Source organism: Pseudomonas sp. KH_046_2, assembly GCF_057838985.1.
In genome coordinates this window covers 3798622-3821110 of record NZ_CM174480.1, presented here as the reverse complement: position 1 = coordinate 3821110, position 22489 = coordinate 3798622, and the positions used below count along the sequence as shown (strand labels likewise).

The 22489-nt window shown below is 62.2% G+C and carries 17 protein-coding genes and 1 pseudogene; 10 read left to right on the top strand and 8 right to left on the bottom strand.

Annotation, left to right across the window (positions count from 1 at the left end; genetic code table 11):
- The first annotated feature begins 72 nt into the window (after positions 1-72).
- Both AC3IX1_RS17270 and AC3IX1_RS17265 read left to right on the top strand, forming a co-directional pair.
- Positions 73-1422, top strand: coding sequence for a DUF1254 domain-containing protein (locus AC3IX1_RS17270; RefSeq protein WP_489385109.1), 1350 nt, complete (start codon positions 73-75; stop codon positions 1420-1422).
- Entirely contained in the window at positions 1419-2804 is a 1386-nt protein-coding gene (locus AC3IX1_RS17265; RefSeq protein ID WP_489385108.1) for a DUF1254 domain-containing protein, read from the top strand. The genes AC3IX1_RS17270 and AC3IX1_RS17265 overlap by 4 nt, the downstream gene beginning before the upstream one ends.
- Positions 2805-3282: 478 nt before the next feature.
- Here the strand turns inward: AC3IX1_RS17265 and AC3IX1_RS17260 are convergent, their stop codons facing one another.
- Positions 3283-5256, bottom strand: a complete 1974-nt coding sequence (locus AC3IX1_RS17260) for an alkyl/aryl-sulfatase (RefSeq protein ID WP_489385107.1) — start codon at positions 5254-5256, stop codon at positions 3283-3285.
- Between the two features lie 138 nt (positions 5257-5394).
- Here AC3IX1_RS17260 and AC3IX1_RS17255 point away from each other — a divergent pair, with 138 nt between their 5' ends.
- The 4 genes from AC3IX1_RS17255 (at position 5395) to AC3IX1_RS17240 (ending at position 10310) form a co-directional block, all read left to right on the top strand.
- Positions 5395-6063 (top strand): ABC transporter ATP-binding protein, encoded by a 669-nt coding sequence (locus AC3IX1_RS17255; protein ID WP_489385106.1) that lies wholly within the window; start codon positions 5395-5397, stop codon positions 6061-6063.
- A gap of 1 nt (position 6064) precedes the next feature.
- Complete coding sequence (locus tag AC3IX1_RS17250; protein WP_489385105.1) at positions 6065-8536, top strand: ABC transporter permease; 2472 nt, start codon at positions 6065-6067, stop codon at positions 8534-8536.
- Positions 8526-9599, top strand: coding sequence for a lipocalin-like domain-containing protein (locus AC3IX1_RS17245; RefSeq protein WP_489385104.1), 1074 nt, complete (start codon positions 8526-8528; stop codon positions 9597-9599). Before AC3IX1_RS17250 ends, AC3IX1_RS17245 begins: the two co-directional genes overlap by 11 nt.
- 132 nt (positions 9600-9731) lie before the next feature.
- Positions 9732-10310: a hypothetical protein gene (locus tag AC3IX1_RS17240; protein WP_489385103.1), complete on the top strand. Its 579-nt coding sequence runs from the start codon at positions 9732-9734 to the stop codon at positions 10308-10310.
- A gap of 349 nt (positions 10311-10659) precedes the next feature.
- On the opposite strand, the gene hglS is transcribed toward AC3IX1_RS17240, so the two are convergent.
- From hglS to AC3IX1_RS17225, 3 genes and pseudogenes are all read right to left on the bottom strand, one after another.
- On the bottom strand, positions 10660-12066 hold the full coding sequence (gene hglS / locus AC3IX1_RS17235) for a 2-oxoadipate dioxygenase/decarboxylase HglS (RefSeq protein ID WP_489385102.1): 1407 nt from the start codon (positions 12064-12066) through the stop codon (positions 10660-10662).
- A gap of 110 nt (positions 12067-12176) precedes the next feature.
- Positions 12177-13133: an alpha/beta fold hydrolase gene (locus AC3IX1_RS17230; RefSeq protein WP_489385101.1), complete on the bottom strand. Its 957-nt coding sequence runs from the start codon at positions 13131-13133 to the stop codon at positions 12177-12179.
- Between the two features lie 22 nt (positions 13134-13155).
- Positions 13156-14610 (bottom strand): annotated as a pseudogene (locus AC3IX1_RS17225) (flavin-containing monooxygenase).
- A gap of 198 nt (positions 14611-14808) precedes the next feature.
- Between AC3IX1_RS17225 and AC3IX1_RS17220 the strand changes: the two are divergent.
- Complete coding sequence (locus AC3IX1_RS17220) at positions 14809-15882, top strand: diguanylate cyclase (RefSeq protein ID WP_489385100.1); 1074 nt, start codon at positions 14809-14811, stop codon at positions 15880-15882.
- Positions 15883-15959: 77 nt separating this feature from the next.
- On the opposite strand, the gene AC3IX1_RS17215 is transcribed toward AC3IX1_RS17220, so the two are convergent.
- The 3 genes from AC3IX1_RS17215 to AC3IX1_RS17205 all read right to left on the bottom strand — a co-directional run bounded on the left by AC3IX1_RS17215 (position 15960) and on the right by AC3IX1_RS17205 (position 19072).
- Positions 15960-16829 (bottom strand): isocitrate lyase/PEP mutase family protein, encoded by an 870-nt coding sequence (locus tag AC3IX1_RS17215; RefSeq protein ID WP_489385099.1) that lies wholly within the window; start codon positions 16827-16829, stop codon positions 15960-15962.
- 142 nt (positions 16830-16971) lie between these two features.
- Entirely contained in the window at positions 16972-18006 is a 1035-nt protein-coding gene (astA, locus tag AC3IX1_RS17210; protein WP_489385098.1) for an arginine N-succinyltransferase, read from the bottom strand.
- Between the two features lie 49 nt (positions 18007-18055).
- Positions 18056-19072 carry an arginine N-succinyltransferase gene (locus AC3IX1_RS17205; RefSeq protein WP_489385097.1) on the bottom strand — a complete coding sequence of 339 codons (1017 nt, stop codon included), beginning with the start codon at positions 19070-19072 and terminating at the stop codon, positions 18056-18058.
- A gap of 559 nt (positions 19073-19631) precedes the next feature.
- On the opposite strand from AC3IX1_RS17205, the gene AC3IX1_RS17200 reads away from it, so the two are divergent.
- A complete protein-coding gene (locus AC3IX1_RS17200) occupies positions 19632-20204 on the top strand; it encodes a histidine phosphatase family protein (protein WP_489385096.1) in 573 nt (190 codons plus the stop codon).
- Positions 20204-20959, top strand: a complete 756-nt coding sequence (gene cobF / locus AC3IX1_RS17195; protein WP_489385095.1) for a precorrin-6A synthase (deacetylating) — start codon at positions 20204-20206, stop codon at positions 20957-20959. Before AC3IX1_RS17200 ends, cobF begins: the two co-directional genes overlap by 1 nt.
- A gap of 7 nt (positions 20960-20966) precedes the next feature.
- Here the strand turns inward: cobF and ftrA are convergent, their stop codons facing one another.
- Complete coding sequence (ftrA, locus tag AC3IX1_RS17190) at positions 20967-21941, bottom strand: transcriptional regulator FtrA (protein WP_489385094.1); 975 nt, start codon at positions 21939-21941, stop codon at positions 20967-20969.
- 101 nt (positions 21942-22042) lie between these two features.
- Between ftrA and AC3IX1_RS17185 the strand changes: the two genes are divergently transcribed.
- A complete protein-coding gene (locus tag AC3IX1_RS17185; RefSeq protein WP_489385093.1) occupies positions 22043-22477 on the top strand; it encodes a rhodanese-like domain-containing protein in 435 nt (144 codons plus the stop codon).
- Positions 22478-22489 lie beyond the last annotated feature (12 nt).

Below are 22489 nucleotides of genomic sequence, written 5' to 3'. Positions count from 1 at the left end.
CGGCCTCTTCGCGGGCAAGCCCGCTCCCACAGGGGCCGGTGTGTTGATATTTACCTGCCAAGGAGATCTGCCATGCGCTACTGGATATCCGCTCTGGCCCTGGGCGCGAGCCTGGGCACTGTTCACGCTGCAACCCTGGATCAACAGCAAGCGAAAGCCCTGGCCCAGGAAGCCTACGTGTTCGCCTACGCCACCGTCGAACACGACAAGGTGCTCAGTGCCATCGCCGCGAACCTGCCGTTCAACCGCCTCTACAGCGAACCGCGCCTGCTCGGTCCGCAAGACAACAAAGTGGTGTCGCCCAACAACGACACCTTCTATTCCCGCGCCTTGCTCGATCTGCGCAGCGAACCTATGGTGCTGGACGTGCCGGCCGTGCATGGGCGCTACTACAGCTTCCAACTGGTGGACATGCGCACCGACAACCTTGACTACATCGGCACCCGCGCCACAGGTGATCAGGCGGGGCGCTACCTGATCGTCGGGCCGGACTGGAAGGGGCCAGTGCCATCGGGTTTCAGCGCGGTGATTCGTTCGCCGAGCCGGCTGGTCTTCCTGTTGGGACGGACCGAGGTCAAGGGCGAAGCGGATCAGAAAGACGCCGCGCAAGTGCTGAAGGGCTACGCCTTGCAACCGCTGTCCAAAGTCACTGGCAGCGCGGCCCCTGAACCCTTGGCTCCGCTGCAACTGCCAGCGTATACGGACAGCAAGCAAGGGCCGGCGCAGGCGCTGTTCAGCACCTTCAACGCACTGGCCCCCTTGCACCAATGGACCGCCAGCGAACAACAGAAACTGACCCGTTTCGCCGCCATCGGCGTGAAGCCGGGGAGCGAATTCCAGGCCCCGGCGGACTTGAGCGAAGCCGTCGCCCAAGGCGCCGAATCCGGTCGCGAACAGGTCCGCACAGCCTCCAGCCAGCTGTCGGTGGAACGGCAGGGCTGGTTGCCGTCGCCGTCCAACGTCGGCAAATACGGCGACGATGACCTGACCCGTGCCGCGGTCGCCTGGCGCTACATCTACGCCAACGATGCGGTGGAAGCGCAGTACCCGATGGCGTTGCACGATGCCCAGGGGCAGGCGCTCAACGGCCAACACACCTATCGCCTGCATTTTCCCGCCGGGCAATTGCCGCCGGTGAATGCGTTCTGGTCGCTGACCCTGTATGACGGCAAAACCCAGTTGCTGGTGGCCAACCCGATCCAGCGTTACGCCCTGGGCGATCGCAGCCCTGGTCTACAATACGATGCCGATGGCGGCTTGACCCTGATCCTGCAAGCCGATGCGCCCAAGGCTGCGCCGCAGGGCAACTGGCTGCCGACGCCGCAAGGTCCGTTCAACCTGCTGTTGCGCCTGTACCTGCCCAAGGGCGGGGCATTGGACGGGGGTTATCAGTTGCCGACGATAACGAGGATCGAATCATGAACCTGATTTTCAGTCGCCGCCGGGTGCTGGGCGGCATGGGGGTATTGGGCGGCAGCCTGATGTTTCCACGCTGGTTGCTGGCCGCTGATTCCGATGACCTGCGGCAGATTGCCAAAGAGGCGTGGATTTACGCCTACCCCATGCTCATGCATTACCAGACCATGGAAAAACAGGCGCTCAACCCGGCCGCGCCGGAGTACGTCGGCGGCTTCAACCGCTTTCGTCATTACACTGAGTTGTTCACCCCGAACAACCGCGACATCGTCACGCCGAACAACGACACGCCGTACTCCTGGGCCTGGCTCGACCTGCGCAGCGAGCCACAGGTATTGAGCGTGCCGGCGGTCGATGACGAGCGCTATTACGTGCTTCAACTGGTCGACCAATACACCCACAACTTTGCCTATGTCGGCGTGCTCAGCACCGGTCGCGAAGCGGGGAATTACCTGATCGCCGGACCCGGCTGGCAAGGCCCGACACCGGACGGCGTCAAGGCGGTGCTGCGCAGTGAAACCGAAATCGTCATGGTGCTTGGGAGAACGGGCCTGAAAAACGCCGGGGACCTGCCGGCGGTGCGGGCCTTGCAGCAGCAATACGGTTTGCGTTCGTTGCATGAATACACCGGCAGTGCACCGCCCGTGGCTGCGCGAGCCATTGACTGGCAACCCTGGGACAGCAAGACCGGGTTGGGGCTGGAGTTTATCCCGGCACTGAACCAGATCCTCAGCCTGTGCCCCACGCAGCCGTCCGAACAAGCCTTGCGCGCACGTTTTGCCCGGATCGGCATCGTGCCCGGCCAGGCTTTCGACCCGGTGACGTTGCCGCCAGCAACGCGCCAGGCACTGCTCTCCGGGATTCAGGACGCCCAGGCGCAACTGCAAACCGCGGTGAGCCAGGTACGCACCACCCTCGGCCTGTTCGGCACGCGCGAAGCGCTGAACGGCAATTACCTCAACCGCGCTGTCGCGGCGAATGTCGGCATCTACGGCAACAGCGTGGAAGAGGCCTTCTACACCGGCACTCGCCTGGATAATCAGGGGCAACCCTTGCAGGGCGGGCGAAGCTATCGCCTGCGTTTCGCACCGGGTCAATTACCGCCGGCAAGTGAGTTCTGGTCGCTGACCTTGTATGACTTGCCGGACCGGCAACTGGTGGCCAACCCGATCAATCGTTACTGCCTGAGCAGCCGCGATCACATGCAGATGGACGAGGACGGCGGGTTGACGTTGATCCTGCAGAACGCCACTCCGCCAGAGCAGAGCAACTGGTTGCCGACGCCGGCAAGCGGGGCGTTCACCCTGGTCCTGCGCTTGTATGGACCTGGGCAGCAAGTGGTCAATCAACGCTGGCAAATGCCGAAGGTTGAAGTGGTGTCTGCCTGAACCGCATCGCGAGCAGGCTCGCTTCCACAGTTTTGAAATGCGTACGGACCAAAGAGTCAGGTCGGCCGGTAGGCCGCCTCGGGTGCTGTTGCGGTGTACGCCCCCTCGTGAGGCCGAGAGGAGGTTCTGCGCAGTGGGCAACCCGGCATGGATGCCGGGTTAGCCGCCCCCGGCCATGGATGGCCGATGGCGGCGGGCCCACGGAGCAGGACCGGAGCGAGGGCATGCCGAGCCACAGCGAGGCACCGAACGTCAGGGGCAAGAGCCCTTGGTTACTTGGGGCTTTTCCAAGTGACCCGCTGTAAGAGCGGAACCATAAGCCGCCGTTACCGCAGAAACGGATATGTACACCCTCAAATATCCATGCCGCCTGCCAGATAGCCATCGCGAGCAGGCTCGCTCCCACACGGGACCTGTGTCGTTCACAAATGCTGTGAACAGCACGGATTCCTGTGCGAGCCTGCTCGCGAGGACGGTATCAAGGCGTCACGATATTGAACTGCGGCGCAAACGTATCGAGGCTGCTCATCAACTCCCCAAGCTTCTTGCCATTGCCTTGCAACTTGATCAGGCCTTTCTGGATCGCCGTCGGGATATCCAGTTGCTTGAGGCTGATCTGTTCCAGGGTGGCCTTGCTCATGGTCACGCTGGCATCCGCCTGAGCATTGAGCCCGGCACGGTGGGTCAACACGCCATTGCGCAGGGTCAGGTTGAAGTCCTGGTTCAGGTCATCGAAGGTCCAGTTCAGGGTCAGGTCGTGGCCTACGGCCTTTTCACTGTCCAGGCGCACCGCCAGGAAGTCAAAGAACATCTGCGGGCTCATCGCCCGCACCATGTCCACCGATACCGACGTGCCCGCATTGGGTGGCACGCCGTTGCGCAGTTCCATGGCACCGGTCAGGTACATGTTGCGCCAGGTGGCGTTTTCACTTTGATAGCCCATTTGCTCCAGCGCCTGGGCCTGGGCTTTGCGGGCATCGCCGTTGTCCGGGTTGGCGAACAGCACCTGATTGCCCAATTGCGCGGCCCAGCGGTACTCACCCTTGGACATCGCCGCCTGCATTTTCCCCAGCACCGCCGCTTCGCCGCCCATGGCCTCGACCGAACGCTTGGCCGTTTCCACTGGCGGCAGCGGGTTGAGGTTGGCCGGGTTACCGTCATAGAAACCCATGTAGCGCTGATACACCGCCCGGGTGTTGAAACTCAGTGAGCCGTAGTAGCCACGGGTGTACCACTTCTGGTCGAGGCTGCCGGGCAGTTTCTTGATCGAGTCGGCGATTTCCAGCGGCGTCAGGCCCTGGTTCAGCAGGTGCAGGGTGCGGTCATTGAGGAAGGCGTACATGTCGCGCTGGTCGGCGAGGAAGGTGCGGATGCGCTCGCCGCCCCAGGTCGGCCAGTTGTGTTGGGCGAACAGCACGTCGCTCTTGTCGCCGTAACGCGCCAGGCTGGCGTCCAGGTACTCGGCCCAGGCCTTGGCGTCACGCACCTGCGCGCCTCGCGGGGTGAGGATGTTGTGCATCATTTGCGTGGCGTTTTCCGCCATGCACAAGGCGCGCAACTGCGGCAGGTACAGGTTCATCTCCGCCGGCGCCTCGGTGCCCGGGGTCAACTGGAATTCCACGTCGAGGCCGGCGATGGTGCGGGTTTCCAGTTCCTTGTCGATCAGGTCGGTGGGCGGGATCAGGGTGACGGTGCCGCCGCTCGGCGAGCTCTTGCCCAGTCCCGCGTCTACCTGGCCGTGATCGCCACGGGGCAGCAGGCTGCCGAACTGGAACTGCGCGCGGCGGCTCATGGCGTTGCCGGCGTAGACGTTCTCGCTCATCACGTGTTCCATGAACCCGGCGGGGGCGAACACCTTGACCTTGCCGGCCTTGACGTCGGCTTCGTCGATGACCCCGCGCACGCCACCGAAGTGGTCGACGTGGGTGTGGCTGTAGATCACCGCCACCACCGGTTTGTGCGGGCGGTTCTGGTAGTACAGGTCCAGCGCGGCCTTGGCGGTTTCGGCCATGGTCAGCGGGTCGATGATGATCAGCCCGTCATCGCCTTCGATGATGGTCATGTTCGCCAGGTCGAGGCCGCGCACCTGATACAACCGAGGGCTGACTTCGAACAACCCGGCATGGGCGTTGAGCTGGGCCAGGCGCCACAGGCTCGGATTGACCGACGCCGGGGCCTTATCCTTGGTGAGGAAGTCATAGGCCTGGATATCCCAGACGACCTTGCCCGAGGCGTCCTTGACCTGGCCCTTGAACGGCGCGATCAGGCCCTTGGTGACCGACTCGTAGTCGGTGCGGTCGGTGAAGGGCAGTTGTTGCAGCACGGCGGCGTTACTAGCCGTGGTTTGCGGGCTGGCCGCGACCGGTGCGTCGGCGGCGACCACCGATTGCGCAAGGCAGGCAGTGATCAGGCAAGCGAGCAGCCCACGGGGGCTCAAGGTGAAACGAGGCATGGCGTCTCCGTTTTTTATCGTTATGGTCAGACCAGCTTCGAGGGTAGGACGATGGCCGGTCGGGGCCATGATCGTCAGCGGACAAAAACCATTCAGGGCCGCTATCCTTGGCCCATGCATATCCAGCAGGTTGACCCCATGCTTGAAGTCCATGGCGTTTTCAAAAGCTACGCCACACCGCAGGGGCCGCTGCCGGTGCTGCAAGGCGTCGACCTGACGCTCAGGCCTGGCAGCAGCCTGGCGCTGATGGGCGAGTCGGGCAGTGGCAAAAGCACCTTGCTGCACCTGATCGCCGGGCTGGACAAGGTCGATCGCGGCAGCATCCGCAGTGGCGAGCATCGCCTGGAGCAGATGAATGAAGGGCAACTGGCGAACTGGCGTCGTACGGAAATCGGCCTGGTGTTCCAGCAATTCAACCTGATCGGCAGCCTGCGGGTCGAAGACAACCTGGCGATTCAGGCACGCCTGGCGGGGCGTCATGACCCACGCTGGCAGGCGCACCTGGTGCAACGCCTGGGCCTGGGTGAGCTGCTGCGGCGCTACCCGGAGCAACTGTCCGGCGGTCAGCAGCAACGGGTCGCGCTGGGCCGGGCGCTGGCGTCGCGCCCGCCACTGCTGCTGGCCGACGAGCCCACCGGCAGCCTCGATGAAACCACCGGCGCCGAGGTGTTGCAGTTGCTGCTGGAATTGCTCGATGACAGCCCCACCAGCCTGTTGATGGTCACCCACAGTCCCGGTGTGGCGGCGCGGCTGGCGGAAAAAGCCCTGCTGTGCGGCGGTCGCCTGGCCGGTATGGGCGACCGCTGACATGCGCATCTTTGGCGAAACCCTGCGCGCGCTGCTCAGCCACTGGCGGCAGCACCCGGTACAGTTTTTCAGTGTGTTGACCGGGTTGTGGCTGGCCACCGGTCTGCTGACCGGCGTCCAGGCACTCAACAGCCAGGCACGCGACAGCTACGCCCGCGCCAGTCAGTTGATCGGCGGCGAACCTCAGGCCAGCCTCGGTGCGCCTGGAGGCGGCACGTTCGCCCAGCAATGGTTTATCGATCTTCGGCGCGCGGGGTGGCCGGTGTCACCGGTGCTGCAAGGCCGGGTCACGCTCAAGGGGCACGAAGAGCAGCGCTTGCAGTTGATGGGCATCGAACCTGTGTCGCTGCCGGCGGGCGCGGCGGTGGCCGGGCAGGCCCTGGCGATTGAACAGGTGGTCGGCTTCTTCAGTCCGCCGGGCAGTACCTGGATATCGCCCCAGACCTTGCAGGCACTGGGTTTGCGCGAAGGTGACCGGCCACAGAACCTGGCGGGCGCGGCACTGCCGCCGCTGCATGTACAGGCCGACATGGCGCCCGGCGTGCTGCTGGTGGACATCGGGTTTGCCCAGAAGGTCCTGGGGTTGCCGGAGCAACTGTCGCGGCTGCTGTTACCGAAGGATTTCACCGCGCCGCTGCCGGAGCCGTTCAAAGGGCAACTGCAACTCAAGCGCGCCGGCGAAGAAAACAACCTGACGCGCCTGACCGAAAGCTTCCACCTGAACCTCGATGCCCTGGGGGTGCTGTCGTTCGTGGTCGGCCTGTTTATCGTGCACGCTGCCATCGGGCTGGCACTGGAGCAACGGCGAAGCCTGCTGCGGACCCTGCGTGCTTGCGGTGTGAGTGCGCGGATGCTGATCGCTTGTCTCGCCGTGGAATTGGGTGGATTGGCCCTGATTGGCGGTGTGGCCGGGGTGGTCAGCGGCTACCTGCTGGCCGGCGTGCTGTTGCCCGATGTCGCCGCCAGCCTGCGTGGCTTGTACGGCGCCGAAGTGGCGGGGCAGTTGAGCCTCAGCCTGTCGTGGTGGTTCAGTGGGATCGGCTTGAGTCTGGTCGGCGCGTTGCTGGCCGGGGCCAACAGCCTGTTGCGGGCGGCGCGTCTGCCATTGCTGGCGCTGGCCGACCCGCAGGCCTGGCACCAGGCCCATGCACGCTGGTTGCGACGCCAGGGTTGGGTGGCGGCATTGGCCGGGGTGATCGCGCTGCTGGCGTTGATCTTCGGCGACAGTCTTATCAGTGGCTTCGTACTGATGGCCGCGCTGTTGATCGGTGCCGCGCTGGCATTGCCGGTGGTGCTCAGTTCACTGCTCAATCTCGTTTCGCAGCGCAGTCGCTCGGTGCTCGGCCAGTGGTTTGTCGCCGATTGCCGCCAGCAACTGCCGGCCCTGAGCCTGGCGTTGATGGCGCTGCTGTTGGCCATGGCGGCGAACATAGGTGCCGGCAGCATGACCGCAGGCTTTCGCCAGACCTTCAGCGACTGGCTCGAACAACGGCTGACGGCCGAGCTTTACCTCAATCCCCAGAACCCGACCCAGTCCCGGGAGCTGCACGGCTGGCTCGACCAGCAGCCGCAACTGGCGGCAGTGCTGCCCAACTGGCAGGTTTCGATCCAGTTGCAGGGCTGGCCGACGGACTTGTCCGGGATCATCGACCATCCGACCTATCGCCAGCACTGGCCGCTGCTCGAAGCTCTGGGCGACAACCCTTGGGAGCGACTGGCCAAGGACGATGCAGTGATGCTCAGCGAACAACTGGCCCGGCGCCTGCAAGTGCAACTGGGCGATCACCTGACGCTGCCGACTCCCACCGGTCCGTGGTCGCCGAGAGTCGTCGGGATCTACGCCGACTATGGCAATCCCAAGGGGCACATTCTGGTGAACATCAACCACCTGCTCAGCGGTTGGCCGCAACTGACACCGAACCGCTTCAACCTGCGCATCGAGCCGGGGGCGATCCCGGCGTTCGTCACGGCATTGCAGGCGCGCTTTACCCTGGACGACAGCCGCATCGTCGATCAGGCGCGGCTCAAGGGCTGGTCCACGCAAGTCTTCGAACGCACCTTCGCCGCCACCGCCGCGCTCAACAGCCTGACGCTGTGCGTGGCCGGCGTAGCGCTGTTCATCAGCCTGTTGACCCAAAGCCAGAGCCGCCTCGGGCAACTGGCGCCGCTGTGGGCGCTGGGCGTGAGGCGTCGGCATCTGATGTTGCTCAACCTCGGGCAAACCTGGTTGCTGGCGATATTGACCCTGGTGCTGGCGTTGCCGCTGGGCATCGCCCTGGCGTGGTGCCTGGACACGGTGATCAACGTGCAGGCCTTTGGCTGGCGCCTGCCGTTGCGGGTGTTTCCATTGCAACTGTTGCAATTGATGGGGCTGGCGCTGGTGGCGACGTTACTGGCCTCGGCCTGGCCGTTGTACCGTTTGTACCGCACGCAACCGGCGGACCTGCTGCGGACGTTTGCCCATGAAGATTAAAGTCGGCGTGTTGCTCCTGGCGCTGCTGGCGAGCGGTTGCGATCAACCGGCACTGGAGCAAAAGGGCTTTGCCGGGCTGGGCAGCCAGGCCGCCGCGTTCACCCCGGTGGTGCCCGGTCGGGAGTTCAGCTTCCCGGCGGATCACGGCCCGCACGACGGCTTTCGCATCGAATGGTGGTACGTCACGGCCAACCTGAAGGACGATCAGGGCAATGAGTTCGGCGCGCAATGGACCTTGTTCCGCAGCGCGTTGAAAGCCAGCCCCGAGGTGGCGGGTTGGCAGAATCAGACGATCTGGCTCGGCCACGCGGCGGTGACGTCGGCGACGGTGCATCACGCGGCCGAACGTTATGCCCGTGGCGGCGTCGGTCAGGCCGGTGTCAGCGTTGCGCCGTTCTATGCATGGATCGACGACTGGCAATTGCGCAGCCAGGCGACTGCCGACGACCCGTTGGCCGACGTGCTACTCAGTGCTCGCGACCAGCGTTTCAGCTACCGGCTGCGGTTGACCGCGACGGGGCCGCTGGTGCTTCAGGGAGACCGGGGGTTCAGCCAGAAGTCCGAGCAGGGCCAGGCTTCTTACTACTACAGCCAGCCGTTTTTTCAGGCCAGCGGCACTCTGGACATCGACGGCAAAATCTTTCAGGTCAGTGGCCCGGCCTGGCTCGACCGCGAATGGAGCAGCCAACCCCTGACGAGCAACCAGACCGGTTGGGACTGGCTCTCCCTGCACCTGGACAGCGGCGAGCAGGTGATGCTGTATCGCATGCGGCACAAGGACGGCGAGCCTTACCTCACCGGCACCTGGATCGACGCCCGGGGCCAGGTACAATTGCTGCACGCCCGCGACATCATCCTCACGCCGCAAGACAGCGCCCGGGTTGCCGGGCGCACGATGCCCATTCGCTGGTCGATCAAAATCCCCGCCAGGCACCTCGATATCGCCATTACCGCGCTCAATCCCCAGGCCTGGATGGACTTGCGCATTCCCTACTGGGAAGGCCCGGTGCGCCTCAGCGGCAGCCATGCAGGGCAGGGCTATCTGGAAATGACCGGGTACTAGGCGCTCGTGCGAGGAAAATCACCGTCCCGGCGCGACCACTCGCTCAACAGCGTCTATGCTCACTCGCACACATGGCGTTGAGCCTGGTTTCAACGCCGTCTGTTGCCATCTATCACAGGGAATGTTCTGCCTATGAAACGCCATGCACTGACCAAAGCCATCACCCTCGCTACCATGCTGTCTGCCGCCAGTTTTGGCGCGGTTGCCGCCGATATCCCGTTGTCCGAAGTCGTTGTGGCTGATCAGATCTCCACCAAAGTCGTTTCGGTTGATGCCGCGAACCATTCCGTGGTTCTTAAAGGCCCGCAGGGTAACGAGTTCCCGGTGCAATTGACCGACAAGGCGAAAAACCTCGATAACCTCAAGGCCGGCGATACGGTCGACATCACAGTCACCAGCGCCGTTGCAGCCTACCTCGACACCGATATCGACAAAGGCCTGCCCGGCACCGCCGAAGCCACCGGCGAAATCCGCGCAGCGCCAGGCAGCGCCAACCCGGGCGGCGAAGCTTACCGCCAGGTGAAAGTGCAGTTGAAAATCACCCACATCGACCTGAAGAAAAACCAGGTGACCTTCGAAAACCCGGAAGGCAAGTCCAAGACCGTCGACGTCAAACGACCTGAAGTCCAGGCCAAACTCAAGGACTTGAAAGTCGGGCAAAGCGTCAACGTGGTTTATACCGACATATTGACGGTGACCAGCAAGCACTGATATCGAGTAATGGTTCTATACGGGCTGATTATTTTTGTGCAAGTTTTGTATAGGAATGATCAGCCCATAATGGTCGAACTGGTGAGTTTGAGCTGCCGTGTTGCATAGTATTTAAATCGACATCTTGTTAAACATTGTGTCGATAAATTTCATCTTTGCGGCACGGACATATTAATCCGCTTCTACTAAAATACTTTCCGTTCGCCCAGTGTCAGGGCTCTTTACCAGTGCATGGATTGCCGAGGCCATTGCACTGGGCGAACACTTTATTTGTTGTATTGAAAGTTTTGGATATAAAAAAACGGGCGACCTGCAGGTCGCCCTTTTTTATTCAGTTGTAACAAATCGTTCAGTAATGTTTTGTATTGACTTGAACAACATCGGCCAGCGCGGTGAAACACTGTTCGATCGAACGCCGCTGGCTCTCGGCGTACAGTTCCAGCTCATCGATCGTCGAACGCCCCAGGGCCTGTTCGAACGCCTGCTGATTGGCATGGGCGCCGTAACGGGTTTGTGCCGCGTCCCCCAGGTTTGACTGAAAAATCCCCGCCGCGCTGACCGGCAGGAAGTCTTCGTACACCAGTGGTTCAACCCGCAGGTAACCGTCGCTGAGCAGGTCTTCCAGGGGCGCGTTTTTCAGGTCGCCCGCCGCCAGGCCTTTTTCCGTCACGAAGTAGCGGAAGTAGGCCAGGCCCTGTTGGCGCATGCCTTCCCAGGTGTCAGGGAACTCGCTGAAATGCTGCGCCATCAGGGCGTTGTAGCGCGCGGCGTTGGCTTCGCTGGGGAAGTCCTTGAGTTCGTCCCGTGCGGCGTTGAGCAAGCGGTCATAGAGTGCGCGGCCTTTGGGCGTGAGGGCGGCACCGCGCTGTTCGATCTCGCCGAAACGGGCACTGTGGCTGCCGCGTGCCTCGCTTTGATCGGTGAAGGCAATCGGCTCGTCCAGGGCCTTGAAGCTGGTCTGGCGCAGCAGGATCGGGCACTGGCGGCGAGGCGGGCCTTCGATCACCGCTTTGGGGGTGATGCCATGGGCCGGCATCTGCGCCTGGACGATGTCGATGTCCAGGGTCCGCGGTGTCAGGTGGTTGATGTGCGGGCCCTTGAACGCCACCACGTCGGCGATCAGGCGATGCTGGGCGCTGAGCTGTCGATACTGTTCGGCGGTGACGGTGGCGCTGTGGTGCCAGCGAAACGTTTCCAGTGCCTGCTCGACGAACTCCAGGGCCTCCTGCTCGGTCAGGCCACCCCGGGATTCGGCGCGTTCGATGAGCGTGAGAGCCGTGGGGGTGAAGATCGAACGCTGGTCGAGCATCGACTGGGCGAACGCTCGCAGCTCCAGGTCTTCGATCAGTTCCAGGCGCAACAGCGAGGTGAACACCCGGAACGGGCTGACCTGCAGCGACGCTTCATGCACCGCGCGAAACGCCGTGGAATGTACCGGTACGCCGGCCGGTGTCAGGTCGTAGTAACCCACCGGTTGCATGCCCATCACCGCGAACAGGCGGGCGAGGGTCGCCAGTTCATCGGCGGTGCCGACGCGGATCGCCCCATGACGTTCCAGGTCCAGGCGTTCGATTTCGCCGGTGCTGGTGAGCTGTCGCAGGATTTGCCCATCGCTGTCCAGCACGTGACGGTTAGTCTGTTCCACCAGTTCCATCAATGCGCCGTACAACGGCACTTCCTCGCGGTACATGTCGGACATCGCTTTGGAGAAGCGTTGGCGGATCAGGTCAGGGCTGACGAAGTTCGGGTTGTTCATGAACAGGATTCCTGGCGCGGTGACGTAAAGGATGGACAAAAGATCGCAGCCTTGCGCGACGCCGACAAACGAAGTTTCTGACGAACTTCATTCTGCAAAGGACTGAGTGCCTAATGCAGTCGTTGATCCTGTGGGCTCTCCGAACGCAGCGATGCCAAAAACTCGCGATACAGGCGCGCCGAACCGTATGGCGCTTCCACCATGGGCATGTGCCCGATGGCGTCCCAGATATGCACGCGCAGGTCGACGATGCCCTTGCTCCAGACCGCCACGCTGCTGACATCGATCAGCCGGTCCTTGCGTCCCCACAGCAACAGCGCCGGAGCGGTGATGTCGGGCAGGTGCGGTTCCATCGGCGGGCTGGCGCGCAATTCCCGGAAGATTTCTTCCAGCTCCTCGCGGGACTGTTCATAGCGCTGGGCGACGGCATCGAGCACCAGCTTCGGTACCCAGGGTGGCGAAGCCATGGTCATGGCGTAGAAACGCCGGAACTCTTCGCGCGAATGAATCAGAAACGGGTTGTGGCCCTTGGCCAAATGCCGCTCAAGGTCACTGGGCTCGGGCGAAGTGACCCCGGCCGGGTCGACCAGGGCCACGGACACAATGCGCTCCGGATACTTGGCCGCAAGCCAGGCTGCCATGTAGCCGCCCATGGAGTTGCCGATGACATGGACTTTCTCCACCCCACACACGTCCAGCAGCTGGATCATGCGCTTGGCCTGCAGCGGGATGTCGTAGCCGCCGCCCGCCTTGAAGCCGGTTTCGCCATGGCCGGCGATGTCCGGGATGATCACCCGATGGCTGCCGACAAAGTGTCGGGCGAAACGCAGCCATAGGTTCTTGTCGGCGCTGAAGCCATGGAGCATCAGCACACTGCTGGTGGCCTCGTACGGCCCGCCTTGCCAGGTCGAGACGGTCATCTCGGGGATGGGCACGACGATCTTGTGCAGCCGGTACAGCTTGGCCTCGGCCGCCATGCTCAAGTCATAGACCCAGTAGCCGATGGCCGGGTAGGTCAGCCAGCTCCAGGCGACGAACACTGCGAGAACGACGAACAACAAAAGCATCACGCGTCTCCCTTCTATCTACTCAGGACAAAATGTGATCGGCGGGTTTCAGCGCTCGGGTCAAGCGATGAAAGCTGAAGCTGAATCCCGGAAACATGGCAATCACATGACCGCTCTTGCTTTGATACCAACTGTGGCAACCACCGGATTTCCACACGGTGCGTTCCATTTCCCGGTGGATCATTTCAGTGTAGGTACGTTACGCCTCATGGCGAACTTCGATGCTGCGTAAACCTTGAGTCTTCAAGGTGCGAATGCAATCGAGGATGTAATTCATCTGGGATTCGATGATGAACAGCGCCGAAGTGTGGCCGATGCCGGTATTCGGCCCGGTGACGATGAACAGATTGGGAAAGTCGGGCAGGGCGGTGCCGAGGTAGGCCCGCGGGAATTGCGCCCAGACCTCCTTGAGACGGGTGCCGTTTTTGCCCGTTACCGGGTAGGAAATAACCCCGTCGGTGGCATCGTAGCCGGTGGACCAGACGATCAGGTCCAGGTCGATGTGCTGGCCATCCTGGGTAACCATGCCGGTTTCGTCGATAGACGCGATGCCTTGCTCGCGGCTGTGCAGCGTCACGTTGTCGCGTGCCAGTGCCGGGTACAAGGTGCTGGACAGAATCACCCGTTTGCAGCCGATGGTGTAGTCCGGCGTCAGCTTGCGCCGCAGTTCGGCGTCCGGCACCTGGCGTTTGAGAAAGCGCAGGGCCTGGCGTTGGACCATGTGCACCGCCGGTTTCGAATACTTGAAGGCAATCACCCGGGTTTCGAACTGCCAGTAGATCCCCCAGCGCAGCAGCTTGTAGGCCGGCTTGAACCCCAGCAGCCAGCGCTGGAAACGGCCAAAGCTGCGGTCGGCCCGGGGCAAAACCCAGTGGGGCGTGCGCTGGAACACATGCAAGTGCCCGACGTCCGGAGCGATGGCTGGAATGACCTGGGCCGCACTGGCGCCGCTGCCGACGATGGCTACGCGTTTTTGCCGGTAGTCGTAGTGGTGATCCCAGTTGTTGGTGTGAAACGTTTTACCTTGAAAGCGTTCCTGTCCGTCGAAGTGCGGAACCACTGGTTGGCTCAACGGCCCGGTCGCGTTGATCAGGAACTGCGCGCAAAACGTGCCTTTGCCGGCGGTGTACACCGTCCAGCGTTTGTTGGCATCGTCCCATTCGACGCGCTCGACATTGGCGTCCAGCTCCACTTTGTCCCGCAGGCCGAAGTGTTCCACCACGTGGCGGGTGTAGCGGTGCAGTTCGGCCTGTTCGGCGAACATTTGTGTCCAGCGATACGGAGCAAAAGACAGGGAGTACAGCGGTGAGGGCACATCGACTGCCGCGCCGGGGTAGGTGTTCTGGCACCAGGTACCGCCGAAGAAATCCCGCCGCTCCAGCAGGCGAAAATCGTCGATGCCGGCCTTGAGCAAATTGATTGCTGCACATTGGCCGCCAAACCCGCTGCCGATGATCAATACTTGAAAGGTCTGCATGGGCCTCCTCTTATGGTCATCGATCAATCCCTTCTTTCATGTATAGCCGTTTCTGGGGCGAGGCTTTTGCTTTTATGTGAGCGTGATGTCGCGATATTCAGCCTGTCAGCCGGTGATGGCTATTTAATCTCGCCCTGATAGACTCCAGCGCACAGGCACAGGCTGTAATCGCATTCCGTCGAGTGGCACAGAGGCCCTATGGCAAAATCGGGAGGAAAGGGATTTTCATTGGCCAGGAGGCTCTATACATCGCGGACCCTGGGGTTGGCCCTGGGGCTGGTGTGCGTGAGCGCGGCAATGTATCCACTCGATCCGGCACCCTGGGTCTGGGGTTTCATGTGGTTCAATGGCCTGGTCTGGCCGCACCTGGCTTACCAATTGGCGCGCCGGGCCAGGACGCCCTATCATGCCGAACACCGCAATCTGCTGATCGATGCTTTTCTTGGCGGCTTCTGGATTGCCGCGATGCAATTCAATCCTCTGCCCAGCGCGACCACCATTTCCATGATGGCCATGAACAACGTGGCCATAGGCGGCTTGCGTTTCCTGCTGGCCGGGACAGCCGCGCAAATCCTGGGCGTGGGCGTGGGCCTGCAGATTTTCGCCCCGGCGTTCATTCCTGCCACCAGCGCGGTGCAGCTCTATGCCTGTTTGCCGTTGCTGTGCCTGTATCCGCTGGCGCTGGGCTGGATCTGCTTCCGCCAGGCCCATACCCTCGGTTGTCAGAAGCGTGAACTGCTGGCACTGAGCCGCACCGACAGCCTGACAGGCCTGCTGAACCATGGCACCTGGAAGGACCAGCTGGAGGTCGAGTTCCAGCGTTGCAAACGCCAGCAAAAAGGCGGGGCGATCGCCCTGATCGACATCGACCATTTCAAGGCCATCAACGACACCTACGGCCATGTTGCCGGCGACATCGTCTTGCGACAGTTGAGCAAAATGCTCAAGCAGAACCTGCGAGCGACCGATGTGGCAGGGCGCTACGGCGGTGACGAGTTCTGCGTGATCCTTCCGGACCTGCCCCTGAACCGCGCCGTCGCCGTCATGGATGCCCTGCGCGATCGTTTCGCCACTTTGGGGTACGAGCAGAATCCGGCGCTGAAAGTCAGCCTGAGCATTGGAATGGCGTCCTTCAACCCGGCCCACGCCGATGCGACGCTTTGGCTCAACGACGCCGATCATGCGCTATACGAAGCCAAGACCACTGGGCGCAATCGGGTGATCTGCTGCGGGAACGGGAAACCCCATCGCGAACTGCTCGACTCGGTGTGACTGTCCAGCGCAAGACCTGTGGGAGCGGGCTTGCTCCGGGCGGCGATCCGACGATGGCGGCGTGTCGGTTTAAACCGTCATTCCTTCACGCTCATGAACTCCTCCGCGAAGCGGATGTATTCCTCGGGTTGCGTGTAGGTGTGCGTCAGCTCGGTGGCGCTCAGGTCTGAGGTCTGGGTGAGGATCTGGCGTTGCTCGCGCAGGCTGTCGTAGGTCGCCTTGATCGCGGCGAAGTACGCGCCATGACCGTCGATGGTCACGCGTACGCCCAGTTCCGCCAGGCGCTTGTCATCGCGTAGCAGCGGGTTGCCGTAGGTCACCAGCATCAGCGGCACGCTCAGGTGTTCGGCGATCTGCTCCAGATGGTCGAAGTCCTTTACGCCCACCATGCAGATCCCGTCGGCTCCGGCGCTTTGGTATTGCCGGGTGCGGCTGATGATTTCCTGCACCGGCAGAATCCCGGCGTGGGTGCGCGCGATGATCGCCATTTCCGAATCAACCCGGGCTTCGAGCGCCGCGCGGATCTTGCCGACGCCTTCGGCGACCGTGATCAGGTCGGTGGATTTGCGGCCGAACTGCGCGGGCAGCAGCGTGTCTTCGATGGTCAGTGCGGCGACGCCGGCCCGTTCGAGTTCGACGATGGTGCGCATGACGTTGAGCGCGTTGCCGTAGCCGTGGTCGGCGTCGGCGATCACCGGCAACTGGGCGACACGGCCGATGCGGGTGGCCTGTTCCGCGAACTCGCTGAGAGTGATCAAGGCAAAGTCAGGGGCCCCCAGTACTTGCAGCGAGGCGACCGATCCCCCGAGGATCCCGACTTCGAAGCCCAGGTCGGCGGCAATGCGGGCCGACATCGGGTCGAACACCGAGGCTGTGTGGTAGCAGGTGTTGGAGGCGAACAGTTGGCGAAAATTGCGGCGCAAATCTTGATGGGAAAGCCTGGACATATGAGTTCCACCAATGGAATGGAAGGGCTTGAGCAAAAGTGTCAACGCCGAAGGAATAAAAGGCTATCACGCGCGCCGGGGGAGAATGATGACGAATTTGCTGGGTTAGGCAGATTGACGTCGCTGCGATGGAACTGATAGGTCACGCCGCCACGGCCTGTTGCCGCTGGTCAAGCAGCGGTACCGCACGCACCGAGTCACCGGGTTGCAGCTGCAGGCGCTTGGCGGTCAGGCGATCGACCACCAGGCTGTTGCCCACCCGCCGGGCCGGGGCGCAGGTGATGCGACAGTTTTCCAGGCGGCGATTGTGGATCAGCCAGATAGGCGCTTTATCGTCCGGCGCGCCGATGGCCAGAAGCAGCGATTGACTGTCGCGCACGGTGCGGATCCCGGAAACCGGGGCTTCGATGACCGGCCCACCGTCGAAGATATCGATGTAGCCCTTGTGCGCAAACCCCTCGGCGCTGAGGATTTTCAGGGCCGGCCCGGTATTGGGGTGGGCCTTGCCGATCACCGCCTGGGCCTGTTCGGTGAGCAGGCAGGTGTACAGCGGCTGGCGCGGCATCAGTTCGGCAATGAAGGATTTGTTGCCCAGCCCGGACAAATGATCGGCGTGGCTGAAATCCATCTTGAAAAAGTGCCGGCCGAGGCTGTCCCAGAACGGCGAGCCGCCTCGTTCGTCGGTACTGCCGCGTAGTTCGGCGATGAGCCGGTTGCCGAATAGCTGGGTAAACTCGGCCACAAACAACAGGCGCCCGAGGGAAAGCAAACGGCCGTTGCTTCCCCCGCGTTGATCGGGCCGCAGGTACAGCGAGCAGACTTCCGATTGGCCGGTCAATTCGTTGCTCAGGAACAGGGTCGGGATCTGGCGCTGGATACCCAGGTCCGGTGCCGCACTGATCGTCAGTCCGACCCGATAGTTGTACCAGGGCTCGCGCAGGCCGACGCCACCCGTCAGGGCGCTGACGCCCACCACTTGCTGCTCGTCATCCTCGAGCACGAACAGGTAATCGGCATCGGCCCGGTCGACCTGCCCGGCGAAGGTGCGTTGGGCCCAGCGAATCCGATGGGCCAGGCGTTCTTCGTCGGCCGGCAGGCTGGTAAGCCCCGGAACGGCCTGACGCACCAGCGTGAACAGAGCGGGCAGGTCGGTGATCTGGACCGGACGGACAATCATGCGGCGGTTCCTTGTGCGCGTGTGCTCGGGCGTTGAATCTGCTGGGTGTTCACAGGGCAACCAGCCTGACCGGGCTGCCCTCGGTCACCTTCAGCGCCTCGCACATGGCGGCGTCCAGGATCACGGGTTGCCCGGGGATGTAATCAAGATCGGCGACGATGGCCCGATAATCCTTCAAGGACTCGTTGCTCACCAGAAAGCTGCCACGGGCATCGATCACCGGGCCAGACTGCGTCACACCGCACTGGCTGTGGGCGATGGAGTGAATGCCCGAGGTGCGCCCATAGAGTGTCGGACCTCCATCGAACAGATCGACGTAACTGTTGGTTTCAAAGCCTTCCCGTTCGAGGATATCGAAGGCTTCCTGGCCATCGGGGTGGATGCTGCCGATGCAGTCCTGTGCCGCCTGGGGCAGCATGGGCACGTAGATCGGATACTGCGGCATCAGTTCGGCGAGAAAGGTGCGGCTTTGCAAGCCGCAAAGCCGTTCGGCCTCGACATAGGGCAAGTCGAAGAAATGCTTGCCCACGGCGTCCCAAAATGGCGAGTGGCCTTCATCACTGCTGTAGCCGACGATCTCGGTGATCACCGTGTCGGAAAAGCGCCGCGCGTGGGCGGCGATGAACAGCAGGCGCGCCCGCGACAGCAGTTCGGAATGCGCGCTGCGCACCCGCGCGGCATCGATATGAAAGCCCCGCAGCAAGGTGTGGCCACTGAGGTCGTGACACAACGACAAGGCCGGTACGCCGTGCTCGATGTTCAGTTCCCGCGAGGCACTGGTGAAGTGCCGGTTGCGCAGGCTGTAGAACGGCTCGTTGTATCCCGCGGTGGCGAGGATTTCCGAGCAGCCGACCAGGTGCCGTGTCGTCAGGTCCTCGAGTACAAAAAAATAGTTTTCCGGGCCATGAGTCTCGACGTCTTTTTCGAACGAGGCACAGGAGTCGAGGATTTTTCCGCGTAACCGTTCGCTATCGTCGGGCAGGGACGTGACGCCCACGAGGCTTTCACGGGCCAGCCTCTGCAACTGGGGCAGGTCGGCCAACTCGACTGGACGCAAGACCAGCATGGAGACACTCCTGTATCAAACGATTCGGCGGTTTGAGCCGAGCCTGACGATCACTGTCGGTTTTTCTACACATTAAATCGGTGTCATCTGAACGTTGTCAGGCGCCACTCTTTTTCTTGTCGGATGTTTCTTGAGATGGACCGCATTAAACGAGGAACAGACGGTTCGCAGGCGGTGCCTGGCCGGGCGCGTTGATCGGGTGTTCGAGAAAGGGCATCCGGGCTCCTGCTGGATGAGCGTGGAAAGTGTTTTAACAGTCCGTTGAAAGGAGTATTTAATCATCGCGTACTGCCTGTCTAGTGAATTTTCGCGTGGTCTGCTCGTGCCCGAAAAAGGGGCGAAGTGCCTGTGCCAAGGGGCTACGGCGATGTCGTAAAGTCTTGTAGGTGATTGCCTGCGTTGCGGTCAGTCATGACAGAAAATCTGACAGGAAATGACTGAAGGAATCCGTTTCAAGCAGGAAAATTAAACACCCCCCGGGCCTGCTGTGTTGCGGCACAATTGCGCGATGGCGCTCACCTGACGCCGTCGTTCCTTTCCATCCCTGGAGTGATTGCTGGTGCAGGCAACCCGTTTAACCCTGATTTGCCACGCTCGAACCGTCGCACAGAAATTGGCGCGTTTTCCTCTGGACGAGCCTCTGGAGATGGATTGGCAAGCGCTCAGGCTTTCCCGTTGCAACCAGTTCAAGGGCGCTCCACGTCTTGTCTGTGGTCCGGAGTTGCGCACCCGGCAAACCGCTGAACTGTTCGGCAGCGCGTCGCAGATTGTCGACGCACTGAGGGACTGCGACTTCGGGCGCTGGGCCGGTGTGCGCATCGGTGAGTTGCAAAAAACTGAAGCCCAGGCGCTCCAGGATTGGCTGGAAGACCCGGCTTCGGCGCCCCACGGTGGTGAGTCGCTGGTGCAACTGGGCAAGCGGGTTGGCGCGTGGTTGACAACCTTGCAATCAACGCCGGGGCACATCGTGGCCATTACCCATCCTTTCGTCATCCGCGCCGCGTTGACGCAGGTGTTGCGGGGGGCAGCGTCCAACCTGATCGACGTCGAACCCCTGTCGGCTGTCGAGTTGCGGTTCCATGGTTGCTGGCGGCTACGCTTGCCGGGCACCGACCCCGAGGACTTGCTGTGATGAAAAAACTCCTGGTCATCGGGATCGGTGCCGGCAACCCCGACTACATCACGATGCAAGCGGTGAAGGCGTTGAATCAGGTCGATGTTTTTTTTCTCATGGACAAGGGCCAGAGCAAAGACAAACTCATCGATCTGCGCCGCGAGATTTGCGAACGCTACATCACCGACCGCGATTACCGTTTTGTCGAAGCCCACTGCCCTGAGCGCGAGCGCGGTGAGGTGGACTACAAGACCAGTGTCGACGACTTGAACCTGGCCAAACAACAGACCTTCGAACGGTTGATCAACGAGGAATTGTCCGACGGCCAGTGTGGTGGTTTTCTGGTGTGGGGCGACCCTGCGTTGTACGACAGCACCCTCCGTATCCTTCAGGCGATCCAGGCCTCAGGTACCTGTGGGTTCGAGTTCGAGGTGATTCCCGGCATTACCAGCGTCCAGGCACTGGCGGCACAACACAAAGTGTCGCTCAACCAGATTGGCCGCTCCGTTGAAATCACCACCGGCCGGCGTCTGGCGGCAGGGCAGGTGAGCGATGCCGACAGCCTGGTGGTGATGCTCGATGCCCAGGATGCTTACCAGCAGGTGGTGGATCAGGACACCGAGATTTACTGGGGGGCCTATCTGGGGACGCCGGATGAAATCCTGATCAGCGGCAAGCTCAGGGATGTGGCGGATGAAATCGAACGGGTGCGCAAGGCTGCAAGGCTGGCCAATGGCTGGATCATGGATACCTATTTGTTGCGCAAGCCTTGAGAACACCTCAAAAACCAGAATTGCCCCCACGCCCAAACCGCTCCCGATACACCGAAGGCGGCACGCCAACCACCGTGCGGAATGCCACCCGAAAGCTTTCCACCGAGCGATAACCACAACGCTCGGCAATCTGCTCGGTGTTCTGGTCGCTGCTTTCCAGCAGTTCGCGGGCGCGGCCCAGGCGTTCGTGCTGCAACCAGGTTTTCGGTGACTGGCCGCTGGCTTCAGTGAAACGACGCAGGAAGGTGCGTTCGCTCATGGCGGCTTCGCTGGCCAGGTCGCGCACCTCCAGCGGCTCATGCAGACGCTCACGAGCCCACTGCATGACGCGGGAAAGATCGCTGCGCGGTGTAGGACTGACCGGCATCGGGATGAATTGCGCCTGGCCACCGCTGCGTTGCGGCGACATGACCAGGCGTCGGGCCACGGAGTTGGCCACCTGCGTACCGAAATCCCGTGCCACCAGGTGCAGGCAGGCATCGATGCCTGCCGCGCTGCCGGCGGAGGTGATCAATTGGCCGGAATCGACATACAGCACGTCCGGGTCCACCAGGATGCCGGAAAACCGTTCGGCCAGTTCCGAGGTATAGCGCCAGTGCGTGGTCGCACCGTGCCCGTCGAGCAACCCGGTGGCGGCGAGGACGAAAACACCGGAGCAGATCGACAGCAACCGCGCCCCCCGCGCATGGGCCTGGCGCAGGGCGGCGATCAGCTCGGTGGGCACCGTGGCGCTGCGGTCGCGCCAGCCGGGAATGATGATGGTGCGGGCTTCGGCAAGCAATTCCATGCCGCCATCGGCCAGTACCTGGATGCCGCCCATGGCACGCATCGGACCTTGATCGACCGCGACGATGCGATGCTCGTACCACGGAAAATCGAATTCAGGCCGTGGCAGGCCGAAGATCTCCACGGCAATACCGAACTCGAACGTGCACAGGCCGTCGTAGGCCAGAATCGCGACCATTCCTGGGGTGGGGTGCATTTGGCGGAAAGTTCCCGGTGAGTGTCTTGTGCGCCACTGTAGCCGCAAGTGGGTGGCGGATAAAGTCTTCCCACACCCACCGCTTCTTTGGAGTACAGCCCATGACCAGCCTGGTTCGCGAAATTCCCGCCGCCCCCTCGGCCATTGCCCTGATGCATTTCAGCAACCGTCTGACCTTCGAAACCGATTGTTCCGACGTCCACGGCAGCCAACAGGCTGGCGAAGTCGATTTCATTCTGGTGGATGTTCGTGGCCCGCTGGCGTTCGAGCGCGGGCATGTACCGGGAGCGATCAACATTCCCGGGCGCTTGCTGACTGCCGAAGGTTTGGCGGGTTATCCGAAGAACAGCCTGTTTGTGGTGTATTGCGCTGGGCCTCACTGCAACGGCGCGAACAAGGCGGCGGTGAAACTGGCGGCCCTGGGTTATCCGGTCAAGGAGATGATCGGCGGCGTGACCGGGTGGCTGGATGAGGGGTTTGGGTTGAGTGTCACTGAGCAACGACCCGCTCGTGACGTGATTGGTTGCGAATGCTGATACCCAAACACC